This is a genomic window from Streptomyces sp. NPDC026589, from assembly GCF_040638385.1.
Taxonomy (GTDB): domain Bacteria; phylum Actinomycetota; class Actinomycetes; order Streptomycetales; family Streptomycetaceae; genus Streptomyces.
In genome coordinates this window covers 311,311-330,116 of sequence record NZ_JBEZYG010000006.1, presented here as the reverse complement: position 1 = coordinate 330,116, position 18,806 = coordinate 311,311, and the positions used below count along the sequence as shown (strand labels likewise).

The following is an 18,806-nucleotide window of genomic DNA, read 5'->3' as shown; positions in this document are numbered from 1 at the left end:
CCGTTCCCGCGGCGGGCGCGCGTGACCGTTCAGAACAAGACGCTCATGAACGCGCCCACCTCGCGGAAGCCGACACGGCGGTAGGCCTTGCGGGCGGGGGTGTTGTAGTCGTTGACGTACAGGCTGACGACGGGGGCGACGTCGGCGAGTGCGTAGCGCAGGACGGCGGCCATGCCCGTTTCGGAGAGGCCCTTGCCCCGGTGTTCGGGGGCGACCCAGACGCCCTGGATCTGGCAGGCCTGGGGGGTGGCCGCGCCGATCTCCGCCTTGAAGACGACCTTGCCGTCGTCGATGCGGGCGAAGGAGCGGCCGGTGCCGATGAGTTCGGCGACGCGGGCCTGGTACAGGAGTCCGCCGTCGCCGGCGAGCGGGGAGATGCCGACCTCCTCGGTGAACATCGCCACGCAGGCCGGCATCAGGACCTCGGTCTCGTCCTTGCGGATGCGGCGGACGAGCGGGTCGGGGGTGACGACGGCGGAGAGGCTCTCGGTGACCATGAGGGGCTGGTTGGCGCGGACCTCGCGGGCGGGGCCCCAGCTGGGTTCGAGGAGCCGCCAGAGCTGGGTGGTGGGTTCGGCGGGGCCGACGATGGAGGAGCAGCGGCGGCCGGCCCTGCGGGCCCGGTCGGCGAAGGCGCGGACGGCCTCGGGGCCGGCGCAGATGGGGACGAGGTTGGCGCCGGAGTAGCACAGGGAGCGGAGCATCCCGTCGGCGTACCAACCCCACATCTCGCCGCCGAGGCGCCAGGGGTCGAGTCCCGCGACCTGCACGCGGGACGTCACGAAGGCGTTGGTCACGGGCGCGCTCTCCAGGATGGCGAGCGCTGCTTGGAGGTCGCTGGGTTCGAGGACCCGGGTGGTGGTCTGCGTCAACACGAGGGGGCCTCACCATGCGGTCTGCTGATTTCCGCACTTTAACCGACGAGCCTGTCGAACGCCGCTCGAGTCCGGAAGACGGTCTCCGGGCAGGGCGGTGGTGTATGCGGGAGCCGGTCCCCGGACATGCCGCCGCCCCACCGGGCGCGGGCCCGGTGGGGCGGTGATGGCGTGGAAGGGCGCGGGTCAGGCGCCGATGGAGACCTGGGGTTCGCCGGACGCGATGCCGTCCTTCTCCATCTGTTCGGCGATCTTCATGGCCTCTTCGATGAGGGTCTCGACGATCTTCGATTCGGGGACGGTCTTGATGACCTCGCCCTTCACGAAGATCTGGCCCTTGCCGTTGCCGGAGGCGACGCCGAGGTCGGCCTCGCGGGCCTCGCCGGGGCCGTTGACGACGCAGCCCATGACGGCGACGCGGAGCGGGACCTCCATGCCCTCCAGGCCGGCGCTGACCTGGTCGGCGAGCTTGTAGACGTCGACCTGGGCACGGCCGCAGGACGGGCAGGAGACGATCTCCAGGCGGCGCTGCTTGAGGTTGAGCGCTTCGAGGATCTGGAGGCCGACCTTGACCTCCTCGGCCGGCGGGGCCGAGAGGGAGACGCGGATGGTGTCGCCGATGCCCTCGGAGAGCAGCGCGCCGAACGCGACGGCCGACTTGATGGTGCCCTGGAACGCCGGTCCGGCCTCGGTGACGCCGAGGTGCAGCGGGTAGTCGCTCTGGGCGGCGAGCTGGCGGTAGGCGTTGACCATGACGACCGGGTCGTTGTGCTTGACCGAGATCTTGATGTCGCCGAAGCCGTGCTCCTCGAAGAGGGACGCCTCCCACAAGGCCGACTCGACGAGGGCCTCGGGGGTGGCCTTGCCGTACTTCTTCAGGAGCCGCGCGTCCAGGGAGCCGGCGTTGACGCCGATCCGGATCGGGGTGCGGGTCTCGGCGGCCGCCTTGGCGATCTCCTTGACCTTGTCGTCGAACTGCTTGATGTTGCCCGGGTTGACCCGGACCGCGGCGCAGCCGGCGTCGATCGCGGCGAAGACGTACTTCGGCTGGAAGTGGATGTCGGCGATCACCGGGATCTGCGACTTCCGGGCGATCGTGGCGAGCGCGTCGGCATCGTCCTGCGTCGGGCACGCGACCCGGACGATCTGGCAGCCGGACGCCGTCAGCTCGGCGATCTGCTGGAGCGTGGCGCCGATGTCCGACGTGCGTGTCGTCGTCATCGACTGCACGGAGACGGGCGCGTCGCCGCCGACCGCGACCGTGCCGACCTGGATCTGTCGGCTGACCCTTCGGTCGGCGAGCTTGGTCGGAACGGCCGGCATTCCGAGAGAAATCGCAGTCATGCGCTGTGCATCCCCAAGGTGTGGATCAAGGTCCCGAGATCGGCGGGCTCCGGCCTTCGAGGTTACGGCACCGGAGGCGGGACGGACGCACCGTGTCGACAAGTCCACCCGTTGGTGAGCGGCCGGACACGGGGTGTGTGCCCGGCCGACACCTGGGGTGCCGCGGCCGTCAGGAGATCTTGACGGGGTTCACGATGTCGGCCACCAGGACCAGCAGTGTGAAGCAGATGAAGAGTCCGGCGACCACGTAGGCGACCGGCATCAGCCGGGCCACGTCGAACGGGCCGGGGTCGGGGCGCCTGAAGACCTTGGCCACATTGCGCCGCAGGGACTCCCAGAGCGCGCCCGCGATGTGGCCGCCGTCCAGCGGGAGCAGCGGCAGCATGTTGAACAGGAACAGCGAGAGGTTGAAGCCCGCGAGCAGGAACAGCATCATCGCGACCTGGTTCTGCGCCGGGATGTCGAGGTTCATCACCTCGCCGCCGATCCGGGCCGCGCCCACCACGCCGACCGGCGAGTCGTCGGCCCGTTGGCCGTCGCTGAAGGCGGCGTCCCAGAGGGCCGGGATCTTGGACGGCAGCGCGATGATCGAGTCGACGCCGTTCTCGATCATGTCGCCCATGCGGACGGTGGAGTCGGCGAAGGAGAGCGGCACGATCTCGGTCCGGGCGGCGAAGCCCAGATAGCCCGCCTTGATGAACTGGTCCGGGACAACCTGGCCGTTGCCGTCCTTCTTCGCGACGGCGTTCTCGCGCAGGACGGCGTCGAGGGTCACTTCCTTGCCGTCGCGCTCGACGACGAGGGTGGCGGGGCCGATGGTCCCGCGGATGCGGTCCGAGAGCGTCGCCCAGTCGTCGACCTTCTTCCCGTCGAAGGCGACGATGCGGTCGCCCTCCTGGAGGCCGGCGGCCTTGGCCGGCGAGACCGGGTCGCCGTCCTTGCAGGTCTCGCGCTTGTCGCTCTGCGAGATCACGCACTGCTGGACGCCGGCGACCTCGGTGGTCTGGGTCTGGAAGCCGAAGGTCATCGCGACGCCCATGAAGATGGCGACCGCGAGGATCAGGTTCATGAAGGGGCCGGCGAACATCACGATGACGCGCTTCCACGGCTTGCGCGTGTAGAAGAGCCGCTTCTCGTCGCCCGGCTCCAGCTCCTCGTAGGCGGCGGAGCGGGCGTCCTCGATCATGCCGCGCCAGGGCGAGGTGGAGCGGGCTTCGAGCCGGCCGTCGGGGCCCGGCGGGAACATCCCGATCATGCGGATGTAGCCGCCGGCCGGGATGGCCTTGATGCCGTACTCCGTGTCGCCCTTCTTCTTCGACCAGATCGTCGGGCCGAAGCCGACCATGTACTGCGGCACCCGGATGCCGAACATCTTGGCCGTGGAGAGGTGGCCCAGCTCGTGCCAGGCGATGGAGAAGAGCAGGCCCACGACGAAGACGGCGATCCCCAGGACCGTCAGCAGGACCGAGGTCAGACTCATGCGCGCGCCTCCGCTGTCGCTTTCGCCGAGAGTTCCCGGGCCCGTGCGCGGGCCCACGTTTCCGCTTCGAGGACGTCCGCGACGCTGAGCGAGGTTCCCGGGGCGGGGGCGCCGTGTTCGGACACCACAGCGGTGACCGTATCCATGATTCCGTTGAAGGGCAGCTGTCCGGCGAGGAAAGCGTCCACGCATTCCTCGTTCGCGGCGTTGAAGACGGCCGGCGCGGTGCCGCCGAGCCCGCCCACGTGCCGGGCGAGGCCGACCGACGGGAAGGCCTCGGTGTCCAGCGGGAAGAACTCCCAGCTGGAGGCCTTCGTCCAGTCGAAGGCGGGGGCGGCGTCCGGGACGCGCTGGGGCCAGCCGAGCCCGATGGCGATGGGGCCGCCCATGTCCGGCGGAGTGGCCTGGGCAAGGGTGGAGCCGTCGCTGAACTCGACCATGGAGTGCACGTAGGACTGCGGGTGGACCACTACCTCGATCCGGTCGAACGGAATGTCGTAGAGGAGGTGCGCCTCGATGACCTCCAGGCCCTTGTTGACCAGGGTCGCGGAGTTGATCGTGATGACCGGCCCCATCGCCCAGGTCGGGTGGGCGAGCGCCTGCTCCCGGGTGACGTCGGCCAGCTCCTCGCGCGTACGGCCCCGGAAGGGTCCGCCGGAGGCGGTGACGACGAGCTTGCGGACGTCGGCGCGGGTGCCGGCGGCCAGCGCCTGGAAGAGCGCGGCGTGCTCGGAGTCGACCGGGATGATCTGGCCGGGGGCGGCGAGCGCCTTCACCAGCGGGCCGCCGACGATCAGCGACTCCTTGTTGGCGAGGGCGAGCGTGCGGCCCGCCTTCAGCGCGGCCAGGGTGGGGGCGAGCCCGATGGAGCCGGTGATGCCGTTGAGCACGGTGTGGCAGGCGCTCGCGGCGAGGATGGTGGCGGCGTCGGGTCCGGCCAGGATCTCGGGGAGCGGCTCGCCGGGCCCGTAACTCTCCCGCAGCGCCGTGCGCAGGGCGGGGACCGCGTCCTCGACGGCGACGGCGACCGTGTCGACCCGCAGCCGGCGGGCCTGCTCGGCCAGCAGGGCGACCCGGCCGCCGGCGGCCGAGAGCGCCGTGACCCGGAAGCGGTCGGGGTTGCGCAGGACCAGGTCGATGGCCTGGGTGCCGATGGACCCGGTGGAGCCGAGGATCACGAGATCCCGGCGGCCGTCCGCGGCGTCGAAGACGAGATGCGGATCGGCGAGGGGGGCAGGGCTGTCGCTCATGCCCCCCATTGTTGCCGCTCCGGCTGTGTGCGGGGACAGCGCGTCCCGTGTGGGCCGCGCCGCCCCTCCCGTCAGCGCGCCGCCAGCCCGTCCGCGAAGCCCTGGAACACCTCGTGGAAGCGCGGGAACGTCTTGCGTACGCAGCCGGGGTCGTCGTACGTCAGTCCTGGGGTGCGCAGTCCGGCGACGGCGAAGGACATCACGATGCGGTGGTCGCCGCGGGTGGCGATCCGGGTCGGCTTCGGTGTCCCGGGGTGGATCTCGATCCAGTCGGGCCCCGTGTGGACGGTGATGCCCATGGCGCGCAGGTTCTCGGCGCACGCCTCCAGTCGGTCGCACTCCTTGACCCGGGTGTTGGCGACGTCCTCGATCCGCACGGGTCCGTCCGCGTGGGGGGCGATGGCGGCGAGGGTCGGCATGGTGTCGGAGATGTCGCGCATGTTGACGGTGAGGCCGCGGAGCCGGCCGGTGGAGCGGACGGTGGTGGCGTCGGCGCCCACCTCCACCTCGGCGCCCATGTCCCGCAGGACGTCGACGAAGCGCAGGTCGCCCTGGAGCGCGCCGGTGCCGAGGCCGGGGACCGTGACCTCGCGGCCGGTGAGGGCGGCTGCGGCGAAGAAGTAGCTCGCGGTGGAGGCGTCGGGCTCGACGGCGTACGCGGTGGCCCGGTAGCCGCCGGAGGGGACCATGAAGGTGTTCCCCTCCCGCAGTACCTCCACGCCGAAGTCGCGCATCATCGCGAGGGTGATCTCGACGTACGGCGCGGAGACCAGCTCGGTGACCTCGATCCGCAGCCCCTTCGCGGTGAGCGGTCCGAGCATCAGCAGTGCGGTGAGGTACTGGGACGACTCCCCCGCGTCCAGGGCGATCTCGCCGCCCTCGATCCCGGCGGCCCGGACGGTCAGCGGGTGGTGCCCCTCGGCAGCCTCGTGGCGCAGGTCGACGCCGAGGGCGGTGAGGGCGCGGGTGAGCGGGGCGAGCGGGCGGCGGCGCATCTGGGCGGAGGCGTCGAAGCGGTACGTGCCGGAGGCGGCTGCCGCGACGAGGGTGGGCAGGAAGCGGGCGGTGGTCGCGCCGTCGCGGCAGAAGACGTCGGCGTCGGGTACGCCCGGCCCGGCGGGGCGGCCCTCGACGTGCCAGCGGTCGGCCTCCCGGTCGACCCTGTAGCCGAGGCTCTGCAGGCCTTCGGCGAAGCCCTCGGTGTCGTCCGAGCGCAGCGGTCGCAGCAGGGTGGTGGTGCCGTCCGCCGCGGCGGCCAGGAAGAGGGCGCGGGCGGTGACGGACTTGGAGCCGGGGATGTCGATGACGGTCACGGCCCTCATCCTGCCCGGCAGCGGGCGGGGCGTACGGGGTGCGTCCGGTGCGTGGACGGGGTGGACGCACCCCGGTCGGCGCCTGGGCTCAGCGCACCGGGCGGTGCTGGTTCTCCTGGACGGAGGGGCCCGGGGTGGCGTCCGCGATCCAGGGGCCCTCGCCGCTGGGGTCGACGACCCCCTCCTCCAGCCAGGTGTACGTCCCCGCCAGGACGCCGTCGACGACGCGCCGGTCGAGGTCGTCGGTGTTGGACCAGAGGCGGGTGAACAGCTCCTCGACCCGGATGCGGGCCTGCCGGCAGAACGCGTCCGCGAGCTGGTAGGCCTCGCGGCCGTGCTCCCCGGTCCCACGCAGGTGCTCGGCGCGGACGCAGGCGGCGCTCATCGCGAAGAGTTCGGCCCCGATGTCGACGATCCGGCCGAGGAAGCCCTGCTTGGTCTCCATCCGCCCCTGCCAGCGGGACATGGCGTAGAAGGTGGACCGGGCCAGCTTGCGCGAGGACCGTTCGACGTACCGGAGGTGACCGGAGAGGTCGCGGTGCCCGGCGGGGTGGAACTCGGCGTACGTACGCGGCAGTTGTCCCGGCCCGGCGACGAGCTTGGGCAGCCAGCGGGCATAGAACCCGGCGGCGTTCGCGCCCGCCTTCGCCTTGGCGGAGAGCGGCTTGTCGGGGTCGATGATGTCGCCCGCGACCTTGAGGTGGGCGTCGACGGCCTCGCGGGCGATCAGCAGGTGCATGATCTCGGTGGAGCCCTCAAAGATCCGGTTGATCCGCATGTCCCGGAGCATCTGCTCGGCGGGCACGGCGCGTTCGCCGCGGGCGGCCAGCGATTCGGCGGTCTCGAAACCCCGGCCGCCGCGGATCTGGACCAGTTCGTCGGCGATCAGCCAGCCCATCTCGGAGCCGTACAGCTTGGCGAGGGCGGCCTCGATGCGGATGTCGTTGCGGTCCTCGTCGGCCATCTGCGAGGAGAGGTCGACGATGGCCTCCAGGGCGAAGGTGGTGGCCGCGATGAACGAGATCTTCGCGCCGACCGCCTCGTGCCTGGCGACGGGCCTGCCCCACTGTTCCCGGGCGCCGGACCATTCGCGGGCGATCTTCAGGGACCATTTGCCGACGCCCACGCACATCGCCGGCAGCGAGAGGCGTCCGGTGTTGAGCGTGGTCAGGGCGATCTTCAGACCGGCGCCCTCCGGCCCGATCCGGCAGGCGCCGGACACCCGGACCCGGTGGAAGCGGGTGACGCCGTTCTCGATGCCGCGCAGGCCCATGAAGGCGTTGCGGTGCTCGACGGTGACGCCGGGGGCGTCGGCCTCGACGACGAACGCGGTGATGCCGCCGGGATGGCCCTCGGAGGCGGGGACCCGGGCCATGACGACGAGGAGGTCGGCGACGACGCCGTTGGTGGTCCAGAGCTTCACGCCGTCGAGGACGTAGTCCGGCCCGTCGGGCACCGCGGAGGTGGCGAGGCGGGCCGGGTCGGAGCCGACGTCCGGCTCGGTCAGCAGGAAGGCGGAGATGTCGGTGGTGGCCAGCCGGGGCAGGTAGACGTCCCTCTGCTCCTGGGTGCCGAAGATCTTCAGGGGCTGCGGTACGCCGATCGACTGATGCGCGGAGAGCAGCGCGCCGATCGCGGGGCTGGCCGAGCCGGCCAGGGCGAGCGCCTTGTTGTAGTACACCTGGGTGAGGCCGAGCCCTCCGTACGTGGTCTCGATCTTCATCCCGAGCGCGCCGAGCTCCTTGAGCCCGGCGATCACCTCGTCGGGGATCTTCGCCTCCCGCTCGATCCGCGCACTGTCGACCCGCGTCTCGCAGAACGTGCGCAGCCGCGCCAGGAACTCCTCGCCGCGTCGGATGTCGTCGGGCGGCGGCAGGGGGTGCGGATGGATCAGATCCAGGCGGAAGCGCCCCAGGAACAGCTCCTTGGCGAAGCTGGGCTTGCGCCAGTCCTGCTCCCGGGCGGCCTCGGCGACCCGTCGCGCCTCGCGCTCGGTCACCTTGGGCGCCCCGGGGGCCTGAGGGGTGTTGTGTGGTGCGGACATGAGGGACCTCACCTCGCCGCGCGCCACCGGACGGATGGACCCCTGAACCTGGACGCACGGACTGCTAGTCGCTGCTGCTACTGGGCTGCTCCTGGTCCGTATGTAACCCGTGTACCCGTGGTTCGGCACCCGCACGAGGGCCCGCACGCGGATACGCGGACGGCCCGAACCCCCGCACAGTGGGTTCGGGCCGTCCGTTTCGCGCCCCCGCCCGCACCCGCTGTCCAGGCGGGGGCACGGGCGGGGGTCGTCCGGGGTGTTACAGGGCGAGGCCGGTGAGGACCAGGACGCGCTCGTAGGTGTAGTCGTCCATGGCGTAGCGGACGCCCTCGCGGCCGACGCCGGACTGCTTGGCGCCGCCGTACGGCATCTGGTCGGCGCGGTACGAGGGGACGTCGCCGATGATCACGCCGCCGACCTCCAGGGCGCGGTGGGCGCGGAAGGCGGTCTGGAGGTCGTGGGTGAAGACGCCGGCCTGGAGGCCGTACGCGGAGGAGTTGACGGCGGCGAACGCCTCGGCCTCGCCGTCCACCTTCTGGAGGGACATGACCGGGCCGAAGACCTCTTCGCAGGAGAGCTTCACACCGTCGGGGAGGCCGGCGACGACGGTCGGGGCGTAGGTGGCCCCGTCGCGCTTGCCGCCGGTGAGCAGCTCGGCGCCGCCCTGGACGGCCTCGTCGACCCAGGACTCGACGCGCTTGGCCGCGTCCTCGCTGACGAGGGGGCCGACGTCGGTGGCGGCGTCGGCCGGGTCACCGGTGACCAGGGCCTCGACGGCGGCGACGATCTTGGGGACGAGCCGGTCGTAGACGGCGGCGTCGGCGATGACCCGCTGCACGGAGATGCAGGACTGGCCGCCCTGGTAGTTGGAGAACGTGGCGATCCGGGTGGCGGCCCAGTCGAGGTCGGCCTCGGACGCGTAGTCGCCGAGGACGACGGCCGCGCCGTTGCCGCCGAGCTCCAGGGTGCAGTGCTTGCGGGGCGCCGACTCCATGATCGCGTAGCCGACCGGGCCGGAGCCGGTGAAGGAGATGACCGGCAGCCGCTCGTCCTGGACGAGGGCGGGCATCTTGTCGTTGGGGACCGTGAGGACGGACCAGGAGCCGGCCGGGAGGTCGGTTTCGGCGAGCAGCTCGCCGAGGACGAGGGCCGAGATCGGGGTGGCCGGGGCCGGCTTGAGGATGATCGGGGCGCCGACGGCGATGGCCGGGGCGACCTTGTGGGCGCTGAGGTTCAGCGGGAAGTTGAAGGGCGCGATGCCGAGGACGGCCCCGCGCGGGAAGCGCCGGGTCAGCCCGAGGCGGCCGGTGCCGCCGAGGTCGGTGTCGAGCCGCTGGGCCTCGCCGCCGTTGAAGCGGCGGGCCTCCTCGGCGGCGAACCGGAACACGGACACGGCCCGGCCGACCTCGCCGCGGGCCCACTTGATCGGCTTGCCGTTCTCCGCCGAGATCAGCTGGGCGATCTCCTCGGTGCGCTCCGTCAGCCGCCGTACGACGTGGTCGAGGGCCGCGGCCCGGACGTGCGCCGGGGTGGCGGCGAACTCGTCGCGCGCCGCGTGGGCGGCGGCGACGGCCTCCTCGACCTGGGCGTCGGTCGGCACGCTGACGGTGCCGACGAGGCGTCCGTCGTACGGGTTGGTGACGTCGAAGCTGTCGGCACCGGTGGCCTGGCGGCCGGCCACCCAGAAGGCGTGGGGCGAAGTCATGGAGGTTCCGGCCCTTCGGAGGTCGTGAGGAGGTCGCGACCGAAGTCGTGACGAAAGTCGTGGGCGCCCGGAAGGCTCCCCTCTGTGGTCCCACGGTAGGGCGGGGAGGCCGGGATCGTGTTTGTCCGGGGTGGAGTGGGCTGGGCGTCCGCTGCTCCGATTTGGCCAGGGGTTTACCGGTGGCCCGGCGTCGCCCGCCGAGGAGTGGCCCCGGGTCTACTCCTCGGCGGGCGTCGCCGCCTCGGTCGTCTTGAGGGCGAGCCACAGCTCCATGCGGACGTCCGGGTCGTCCAACGAGCGCCCCAGGATCTCCTCCACGCGGCGCATCCGGTAGCGCAGGGTGTGCCGGTGCACGCCCAGGTCGGCGGCGGCGGCGTCCCACTGGCCGTGGCGGGAGAGCCAGGCGCGCAGGGAGGCCACGAGGTCGCCTCGACCCTTGGCGTCGTGCTCGTACAGCGCGCGGAGCATGCCGTCGGCGAAGGCCCGTACCGCGTCGTCGGCGAGCAGCGGCAGCACCGAGCCGGTGGCCAGCTCCTCGTGCTCGACCAGCGCCCTGCCCCGCCTGCGGGCGACGGAGAGGGCCTGTTCGGCCTGTTTGTACGCGGCGGAGACGGCGATCGGGCCCGAGGGGGCGGAGAGGCCGACCACGACGTCGCTGTCCTCGGCGCCGCCCTCGCGCGGGGCGCGGTCGTCCTGGGCCTCGGCGTAGGCGGCGCAGGCGGCGACGGCGGAGCCGCCGTCCGCGGCGAGCACGACGACGCGCTCGCCCTCGGGGACCAGGAGCAGCGCCTCGCCGGAACGGGCGGCGGCGGCCTCCATCGTCTCGGTGAGCAGCTCGGCCCCGGCGGGGGCGGCGGTCTCGGCGATGAGCAGCCGGAACGGGGCGTCGAGCAGCCCGCCGTAGAGGTCGCCGGCGACCGCCCGCGCATGGTCGGGCTGTCCGGCGAGGAGCATGCGCAGGACGGCGGCGCCCAGGCGCTGTTCGGCGCCCTGGAGGGAGCGGGAGCGGGCGGTGGTCAGGGTGAGCAGGGCGACGGCGGAGTGCACGGCGTAGCGCTCGGCGGTCCCGAGCGCCGCTCCCGTGCCGACGGCCAGCGCGCCGCGGGCCCGACGGCCGGAGCCCAGCGACTGGAGCTCGACCCGGTCCTCGCTGTCCCCGACGACGACGCTGGCGGGGGCGGGGCGGTCCCGGAGGCGTTCGACGTCGGGGGTGAGGCGGGCGGCTCGGCGGGCGGCCCAGTCGGGGGCGGCGGCCAGGACCGCGCCCGAGGTGTCGTACAGCGCGGCCCAGCCGTCGATGTGGGCGGCGAGCCGGGCGAGGAGGTCGGCGGGCCCGTCCCCGGCGAGCGCGGCCTTCGTCAGCTCGCGCTGGGCCTCGAAGCCGGCGGTGACCGCGCGGTACTGGTCGGCGGCGATGGCCGCGGAGACGGCCTTGCTGATGGCGAGGAACGGGGTGCGGCGGGGAACTTCGAGGAGCGGCAGCCCGGCCTCCTCGGCGGCCTCCACGAGGGCGGCCGGGATGTCGTCGTAGTTCACCCCGACCGCGAACCCCACCCCGGCGACCCCGGCCCCGGCCAGCCGCCTCACGTAGCGCCGCATGGACTCGGGGTCGTCGGCGTCGAGATTGGTGGCGGTCACGAGGAGGAGTTCGCCGCCGTCCATGTACGGGACGGGATCGGCCAGCTCGCTGGCGTGGGCCCAGCGCACGGGGGTGCCGAGCCGGTCCGCGCCCGCGCGCACGGTGAGCTTGAGCGCCGAGTGCTGGACGAGCGAGGCGAGCGTGGGGGGCATGGGCCGGGAACCCTCAAGGTCGGGGACGAGGTCGCGGCGCCACCGTACGGACGGCCGGATCGCCGGCCGGATCGGTGACACCAAATTTCGCCGTCGCGTATGAACGGCTGTCTCCGATTCTGCCAGGGCGGCAGAGTGCCGGTAACCGCTCTCAGCCGCTGCTCCCAGCCGTCTTTCGCGCCACTTCCCGGTACTCGTTCTCCGCTACTTGCTCCCGGCAGGTGCCTCAGCCGTCAAGGTGGACGAGGAGGGGGGGTGCGTGTTCGCCCTGGACGGTGGTGAGCGAGAGGACGGCGTGCCCGGCCGGCACCGCGTACGCCAGCTCCGAGGCGGACCAGCGCTCCCGCTCGACCTGCCGTACGGTCACCGCGTCCGTGGTCACGGCCTTGCCCGTGACGAGCTTGCGCAGGGCGTGCACGGCACGGGTGAACGGCTGGTCGGCGAAGACCGTGTGCTGGGCGACCTCGCGGGTCTCGACCCATTCCTTGCCCCAGGCTTCGGCGAAGCGCGTGCCTTCCCACGTGGTGATGCCGGGGAACGTCATCAGGCAGCCGACCGCGCCGAGCAGCGCCGCGTGCAGATGCGGCCCCACGTCGTCGAGGGACCGTACGGCCAGGACCGCCCCGGCGTTCAGCTGCCGCAGACGCTGCACCGCCCGGACGGAGTCGGTGGTCATCGCGCTCGCGGCATCGTCCAGTACGAGCGCGGCGAAGAGCGAGGCGTCCCGGCGCGCACCGGCGCTGGAGACGAACTGGGCGAAGACCAGACGGGTGAGAATGCGCGAGGCCTCGGGGTGGCTCCGCTCCGGCAGCACGATCCGGACGCGCACCGGATGTTCCAGGGCGCGCAGGGAGAAGGGCCTGGACCGGCCCCGGGTGTCGAAGAAGGTACTGAAGGCGGGCCTGTCGAGAAAGGCGATCCGGTCCGCGAGCACTCCGCTGAGGTCCGCGGACGTACCCAGCTGGCGCTCGCGTGCGTCGACCTCCCGCAGATAGGAACGGTGTTCCTCCGGCTGGAGGTCATCGCGGAGCAGGTCCAGCACCTGACGGCCGCCGTCGAGCAGTTCCCGCAGTTCCGGCAGCGACGGGAAGCGGCCGCGGGCGGCGTTGAACGGACCGATGAGCTGGCCCAGCGTGACGGCGGCCCGACGGCTGTCCACATCCGGCAGATCGCCGGTGAAGGCCTCCGACAGGAGCATCGCGGCCTCGTCCGGGTCGGTGATCCCGCCGTAGAGGTCGAGGTCGTACACCGAGTCGGCGTCGCCGATCTTCACCACGACGTCGTAGGAAGCCTCGGGCCCCAGCTCGACGCCTTCGGCGGAGACGACGACCACGGCCGCCCGCCCGGCCAGTGCCTGGAGGGAGAGCGACTCCACCACCGGCCTCACCAGGCGTCGCGTCCGGTCGAAGCCGTGGGGGCCGACTGCCAGAAGCGAGGTACCGAGGACCGAAGGGTCGAGAGCCGCTCCCGCCCCCCTCCGGGCGGAGGGATTACGCGGATGTTCCGCGTAGGCGCCCATCCGCACCTGCGCGGTCAGCAGATCGTGGGTGGCGGCGCGGACCGGGAGATCGCGGTCGCCCGAGGGATGCAGACAGGCCGCCGCCCCGCGCTTCACCACTCCCTCGACGAAGACGCCGGGCGGAAGAGCCCCGGCCTCCACCCGCGACCACGCGTGGCCGATCCTGGCGCAGTCGACATCGTTCATGCGCCGGGCGGCGACCTCGGCGGCAAGCCGGTCGGCGGCCCCGGGCTGCCCCGCAGCCCTCAGCCGCGGCCACACCGCGGGATCCTCCCCCGGCTCGGGCTCGGCTTCCGGAGGGGCCCCGGCGGGGGGCTTCCGGAAGAACTCCAGCCATCCGCCGGTCCGGGCGAACGGCCACAGCAGAGCCGCCCCGATCAGGACGTAGACGGCCACCCCCATGACGGCAGCCGTCTCCGGATCGCCGCGGAACACGGACACCGGCACCAGCGCGTGAAGGACGGCGTAGAAGAACGGAAGCAGGCTCGTACCCAGGACGATCCAGACCACCAGGAGACCCGCGAGCGCGGCAGCGAGCGCCCTGGCGGGTTGGGGCCGGTCCATGACCAGCCTCCGGTACAGCGCCGGCCAGTTGCCGAGCCGTCCGCAGAAATAGATCAGGAGGGCGGCGAAGAGACTGTTGTAGACGGCGCCGGCCGTCCGCGCGGACTGCCCTGGTTCGCCGCGCCACCAGTCGGAGGGGGTGAACAGTTTCAGGGGGAGCCGCTGCACGGCGATGTAGTCGGTGCGCCAGATGGCCCACGCGAAGATCCCACAGGCGATCGAGATGAGCGCGCCCACGACCAGAGCGCGGGTGGGCACCTCGGCCGCGTCTCCCGCCGGCCTCGGCCGGTACCCGTACCGCCAGAGGCCGGGCTCGGCGTCCGCGCGATGCGCCCGGAGCCACTGCCGCACATCGAGGACCGCGGCAGGCGACCGGGGCGGAAGCGGGGGCAGGGGAGGCGGGGGCGGCGTGGGACGAGGCACCCCGGCGGCGCCGGACCCGCTCCCGTAGGAGCCGCCGAGCCACCGCGCGCCGGGATCGTCCGCACCCTGCCCGCCCTGCTCACGCTGCGAGTCGTACGTGCCCTCGGTGCCCATTGCCACTGCTCCCCTGACGTGCCAAGGCGGTATCTCGGTGCAGTCGCTCAATCTAGTACCCGGGATCAGAACCTCATGGTCGTTCCCGGTTCCCGGACCGCCTCTTCCCGCCACCCGCCCGCCGCCTGTCCGCCATCTGTCCGCCGAGGACAAGGACACGCTCCCACCACTCCCGATCGGAGCATGCCCGCGCCCCTCCCCCGCCCCTAGCCTGCGAGGAGAAGAGCGTCCGAAACACCCCCAGGAGCCCCTCATGACCGCAATTCCGCAGGAGCGCCGCGTCGTCACTGCCATCCCCGGCCCGAAGTCGGTGGAGCTGCAGGCTCGCCGCCTCGCCGCCGTCGCCGCAGGTGTGGGCTCCACCCTGCCGGTGTTCACCGCCCGTGCGGGCGGGGGGATCATCGAGGACGTGGACGGCAACCGGCTGATCGACTTCGGGTCCGGGATCGCCGTGACCTCCGTGGGCGCCTCCGCCGAGGCCGTGGTGCGGCGGGCCTCCGCGCAGCTCGCGGAGTTCACCCACACCTGTTTCATGGTCACGCCGTACGAGGGGTACGTCGAGGTCTGCGAGCAGCTCGCCGAGCTGACGCCGGGCGACCACGCGAAGAAGTCCGCGTTGTTCAACTCGGGCGCCGAGGCCGTCGAGAACGCGGTGAAGATCGCCCGCGCCCACACCAAGCGCACCGCCGTCGTCGTCTTCGACCACGGTTACCACGGCCGCACCAACCTCACCATGGGCATGACGGCGAAGAACATGCCGTACAAGCAGGGCTTCGGCCCGTTCGCGCCCGAGGTCTACCGCGTCCCGGTCGCCTACGGCTACCGCTGGCCGACCGGGCCCGAGAACGCCGGCGCCGAGGCGTCCGCGCAGGCCATCGACGAGATCACCAAGCAGATCGGCGCGGACAACGTCGCCGCGATCATCATCGAGCCGGTGCTCGGCGAGGGTGGCTTCATCGAGCCGGCCAAGGGCTTCCTCCCGGCGATCGCGCGGTTCGCGAAGGACCACGGCATCGTGTTCGTCGCGGACGAGATCCAGTCCGGCTTCTGCCGCACCGGCCAGTGGTTCGCCTGCGAGGACGAGGGCATCGTCCCGGACCTGATCACCACCGCCAAGGGCATCGCCGGCGGTCTGCCGCTGTCCGCCGTGACGGGCCGCGCCGAGATCATGGACGCCGCGCACGCGGGTGGCCTGGGCGGTACGTACGGCGGTAACCCGGTGGCCTGCGCCGGTGCGCTCGGCGCCATCGAGACGATGCGCGAGCTGGACCTGAACGGGAAGGCCAAGCGGATCGAGGAGGTCATGAAGGGCCGCCTCGCCGAGATGCGGGCCAAGCTGCCGAACGGCGACATCATCGGCGACATCCGCGGTCGCGGCGCGATGATCGCGATCGAGCTGGTGAGGTCCGGCTCGAAGGACCCGGACCCGGAGGCGGCCGGCGCGCTCGCGAAGGCCTGCCACGCCGAGGGCGTCCTGGTGCTGACCTGCGGTACGTACGGCAACGTCCTGCGCTTCCTGCCGCCGCTGGTGATCGGCGAGGACCTGCTGAACGAGGGCCTCGACGTGATCGAGCAGGCGTTCGGCACGCTCTGATCCTTCGAACCCGGGACCGGGCGGGGGCGGCCTTTCACCGCTTCCGTCCGCCATCCGGGTCAGGGTCTGTGAAGAACGTGTGCGGGGGCGATGGCGGGAGGCCGTGCCGACTGTCGGCCGCCCCTCCACTGCCGTACGGTTTCTGCAGATGAGAGAAACACCTCGGTCGCGGGAAACCGCGACCGACGCCGGGCCGGGGCTTCCCCCGCGCCGTCCCGGGCGTGCGTTCGCGCACACCGGAGCCTTCGGCTCCGGGACTCCTCACCGATCGGACGGCCGCCCGCCCCACACCCCCCGGGGCGCGCGGCGAACCGATCTCGCCGGCCATCCCGGAACAACCCCCCCTGTTCCCGGGTGGCCGGCCCCTCTCGTTCTCCGCCTCCTCGGCCTCGGTCTGCTCGCGGTCCTCTTCTCGCTGATCACCTGGCAGGTCGCCCTCCAGGGTCCGCTGCTGCGGCTCGACGAGCGCGTGGGCGGGGAGCTGTTCGGTCACGGCCCGGCCGCGCTGACCCAGGTGCTCTCCGATCTCGGCGGAATGCCGGTGGCGCTTCCGGTGCTGACCTGCGCGGTCGGCTACGCGCTGTGGCGCGGCGCCCGGCGGCTCGCCGTGTACGCGGCCCTCACCATGGCGGCGGTGCCCGCGCTGGTGATCCCGCTGAAGGTGGCGACGGCCCGGCAGGGGCCGCTGACCGAGGCGGTCAACTACTACCCGTCCGGTCATACGGCGACGGCCGCCGTGGCGTACGGCGCGTCGGCCCTGGTACTGCTGGCCCTCCCCCGCCCGTCGTGGCTCCGGGAGGCTTCCTGGCCCCGGGCGTGGATGATGCCCGTCGCCGCGATCCTGTTGACCACGGCGACGGGCATCGGTCTGGTGTTGCACGGCTACCACTGGCCGCTGGACGTGCTGGCCAGTTGGTGCCTGGGGCCTGTCGTGCTCGCGCCCCTGTGGTGGGTCAGTTGCCGAAGTAGGCGTCGAAGTTCTTCGAGAACTCCCAGTTGTTGAAGCGGTCCCAGTTGATCGACCAGGTCATCAGGCCGCGCAGGTCGGACCAGGTCCCGCGGGTCTGGTAGGAGCCGCAGTCGGTCTTCTTGGTCAGGCAGTTGAGCGCCTTGTTGACCTCGGCCGGTGAGGTGTGGCCGTTGGCCGCCTGGGTGGAGGCCGGGAGGCCGATGGCGACCTGGTCGGGGCGCAGGCCGGGGAAGACCTTGCTGGTGTCGCCCGCCACCGGGAAGCCCGCGAGCAGCATGTCGGTCATCGCGATGTGGAAGTCCGCGCCGCCCATCGAGTGGTACTGGTTGTCCAGGCCCATGATCGGACCCGAGTTGTAGTCCTGGACGTGCAGCAGGGTCAGGTCGTCGCGCAGTGCGTGGATGACCGGCAGGTAGGAGCCGGCGCGCGGGTCCTGACCGCCCCAGGGGCCGGAGCCGTAGAACTGGTAGCCGAGCTGCACGAAGAAGGTCTCGGGCGCCATGGTGAGGACGAAGTCCGGGCCGTACTTCGCCTTGAGGGACTTCACCGCGGAGATCAGGTTGACGATCACCGGTGTGGTGGGGCTGCGGAAGTCGGTGTCGCCGGTGTTGAGGGAGAGGGAGTGGCCCTCGAAGTCGATGTCCAGGCCGTCCAGGCCGTAGGTGTCGATGATCTTCGAGACGGAGGTGACGAAGGCGTCACGGGCCGCGGTGGAGCCGAGCTGCACCTGTCCGTTCTGGCCGCCGATCGAGATCAGCACCTTCTTGCCCGCGGCCTGCTTGGCCTTGATCGCGGCCTTGAACTCCGCCTCGGACTCGACGTTCGGGCACTCGGCGACCGGGCAGAGTGCGAAACGGATGTCGCCGGAGGTGACGGAGGTGGGCTCACCGAAGGCGAGGTTGATGACGTCCCAGGAGGCGGGCACGTCCGCCAGCCGGGTGTAGCCGGAGCCGTTGGCGAAGCTGGAGTGCAGGTAGCCGACGAGGGCGCGGGGCGGGAGCTTGGTGTCGCCTCCCCCTCCGCCCGCCGTGGTGGTCGCGGTGATGGCGGCCGACTTCGCGGACTCGCCGGCCGCGTTGGCGGCGGTGACCTGGAAGCTGTACGCGGTGGAGGCGGTCAGGCCCGTCACGGTGGCGGAGGGGCCGGTGGCCGTGGCGACCTTCGTACCGCCGCGGTAGACGTGGTAGCCGCTCGCGCCGGAGACGGCGTTCCAGGAGAGCGCGACCGAGGAGGAGGTGATCGCCGTGGTCTTCAGGCCGGCGGGGACGGCCGGGATCACGACGGGCTCGCCGCCGGGGCCGACGAGGGTGAGGTCGTCGGCGTAGTAGGCCGGGGTGCCGTACCAGCCGTGGGTGTAGACGCTCACGGAGGTGGTGGAGGGGCCCGTCTTGAAGGTGGTGGTGAGCTGCTTCCACGCACCGGGGGACTGGGTCCAGGTGGAGACGTCGGTGGTGCCGGTGCCGGTCGCGCCGAGGTAGACGTGGCTGCCCTGTACCCAGGCGCTCAGCGTGTACGAGGAGTTGGGCTTGACCGTGATGCTCTGTGAGCACTTGGCGTGGTCGTTGCCGGCCGGGGTCGCCTTGAGCGCGGAGGCGCCGCTGCGGGTGGGCGTGGAGACGGCGGCGCCGCTGGAGGCCGCGCAGTTCCAGCCGTCCAGGCCCGCCTCGAAGCCGCCGTTGCGTGCCAGGTCCACATCGGCGGCGCCTGCCGCGGGGGCCGAGGCGACCAGGGCTCCGGCGGCGAGCAGGCCGGCCGAGCAGACGGCCAGAAGTCTGGAGAATCTGACAGTTGGTCCGGTGCGTTCCACAACAGCCTCCGCG

At 72.2% G+C, this 18,806-nt stretch carries 12 protein-coding genes; 2 read left to right on the top strand and 10 right to left on the bottom strand.

All coding sequences use genetic code 11. The features are described from left to right. Positions 1 to 29: 29 nt before the first annotated feature. From AB0F29_RS13465 to AB0F29_RS13425, 9 genes are all read right to left on the bottom strand, one after another. Positions 30 to 875 (bottom strand): GNAT family N-acetyltransferase, encoded by an 846-nt coding sequence (locus tag AB0F29_RS13465; protein ID WP_361871047.1) that lies wholly within the window; start codon positions 873 to 875, stop codon positions 30 to 32. Between the two features lie 186 nt (positions 876 to 1,061). Next, entirely contained in the window at positions 1,062 to 2,219 is a 1,158-nt protein-coding gene (gene ispG, locus AB0F29_RS13460; protein ID WP_026291012.1) for a flavodoxin-dependent (E)-4-hydroxy-3-methylbut-2-enyl-diphosphate synthase, read from the bottom strand. A 169-nt stretch (positions 2,220 to 2,388) separates the two neighbouring features. Beyond that, positions 2,389 to 3,699: a site-2 protease family protein gene (locus AB0F29_RS13455; protein ID WP_361871044.1), complete on the bottom strand. Its 1,311-nt coding sequence runs from the start codon at positions 3,697 to 3,699 to the stop codon at positions 2,389 to 2,391. Continuing rightward, on the bottom strand, positions 3,696 to 4,949 hold the full coding sequence (dxr, locus tag AB0F29_RS13450) for a 1-deoxy-D-xylulose-5-phosphate reductoisomerase (protein ID WP_361871043.1): 1,254 nt from the start codon (positions 4,947 to 4,949) through the stop codon (positions 3,696 to 3,698). Before dxr ends, AB0F29_RS13455 begins: the two co-directional genes overlap by 4 nt. 71 nt (positions 4,950 to 5,020) lie before the next feature. Beyond that, complete coding sequence (gene aroA, locus AB0F29_RS13445; protein ID WP_361871041.1) at positions 5,021 to 6,262, bottom strand: 3-phosphoshikimate 1-carboxyvinyltransferase; 1,242 nt, start codon at positions 6,260 to 6,262, stop codon at positions 5,021 to 5,023. A gap of 88 nt (positions 6,263 to 6,350) precedes the next feature. After that, positions 6,351 to 8,306 (bottom strand): acyl-CoA dehydrogenase family protein, encoded by a 1,956-nt coding sequence (locus AB0F29_RS13440; RefSeq protein WP_361871039.1) that lies wholly within the window; start codon positions 8,304 to 8,306, stop codon positions 6,351 to 6,353. Positions 8,307 to 8,565: 259 nt separating this feature from the next. Next, positions 8,566 to 10,011 carry an aldehyde dehydrogenase family protein gene (locus AB0F29_RS13435; RefSeq protein WP_361871038.1) on the bottom strand — a complete coding sequence of 482 codons (1,446 nt, stop codon included), beginning with the start codon at positions 10,009 to 10,011 and terminating at the stop codon, positions 8,566 to 8,568. Positions 10,012 to 10,227: 216 nt separating this feature from the next. After that, complete coding sequence (locus AB0F29_RS13430; RefSeq protein WP_361871036.1) at positions 10,228 to 11,802, bottom strand: PucR family transcriptional regulator; 1,575 nt, start codon at positions 11,800 to 11,802, stop codon at positions 10,228 to 10,230. A gap of 226 nt (positions 11,803 to 12,028) precedes the next feature. Further along, positions 12,029 to 14,422: an ATP/GTP-binding protein gene (locus tag AB0F29_RS13425; RefSeq protein WP_361871035.1), complete on the bottom strand. Its 2,394-nt coding sequence runs from the start codon at positions 14,420 to 14,422 to the stop codon at positions 12,029 to 12,031. A gap of 253 nt (positions 14,423 to 14,675) precedes the next feature. Here AB0F29_RS13425 and gabT point away from each other — a divergent pair, with 253 nt between their 5' ends. Continuing rightward, positions 14,676 to 16,016, top strand: a complete 1,341-nt coding sequence (gene gabT, locus AB0F29_RS13420) for a 4-aminobutyrate--2-oxoglutarate transaminase (RefSeq protein ID WP_361871033.1) — start codon at positions 14,676 to 14,678, stop codon at positions 16,014 to 16,016. Positions 16,017 to 16,164: 148 nt separating this feature from the next. Then, a complete protein-coding gene (locus AB0F29_RS13415; protein WP_361871030.1) occupies positions 16,165 to 17,019 on the top strand; it encodes a phosphatase PAP2 family protein in 855 nt (284 codons plus the stop codon). Here AB0F29_RS13415 and AB0F29_RS13410 read toward each other — a convergent pair. Then, the gene (locus AB0F29_RS13410; protein ID WP_361871027.1) at positions 16,970 to 18,793 is read right to left on the bottom strand and encodes a glycoside hydrolase family 18 protein; all 1,824 of its coding nucleotides are present in this window, start codon (positions 18,791 to 18,793) and stop codon (positions 16,970 to 16,972) included. The two genes, AB0F29_RS13415 and AB0F29_RS13410, sit on opposite strands and share 50 nt — an antisense overlap. Between the last annotated feature and the right edge of the window lie 13 nt (positions 18,794 to 18,806).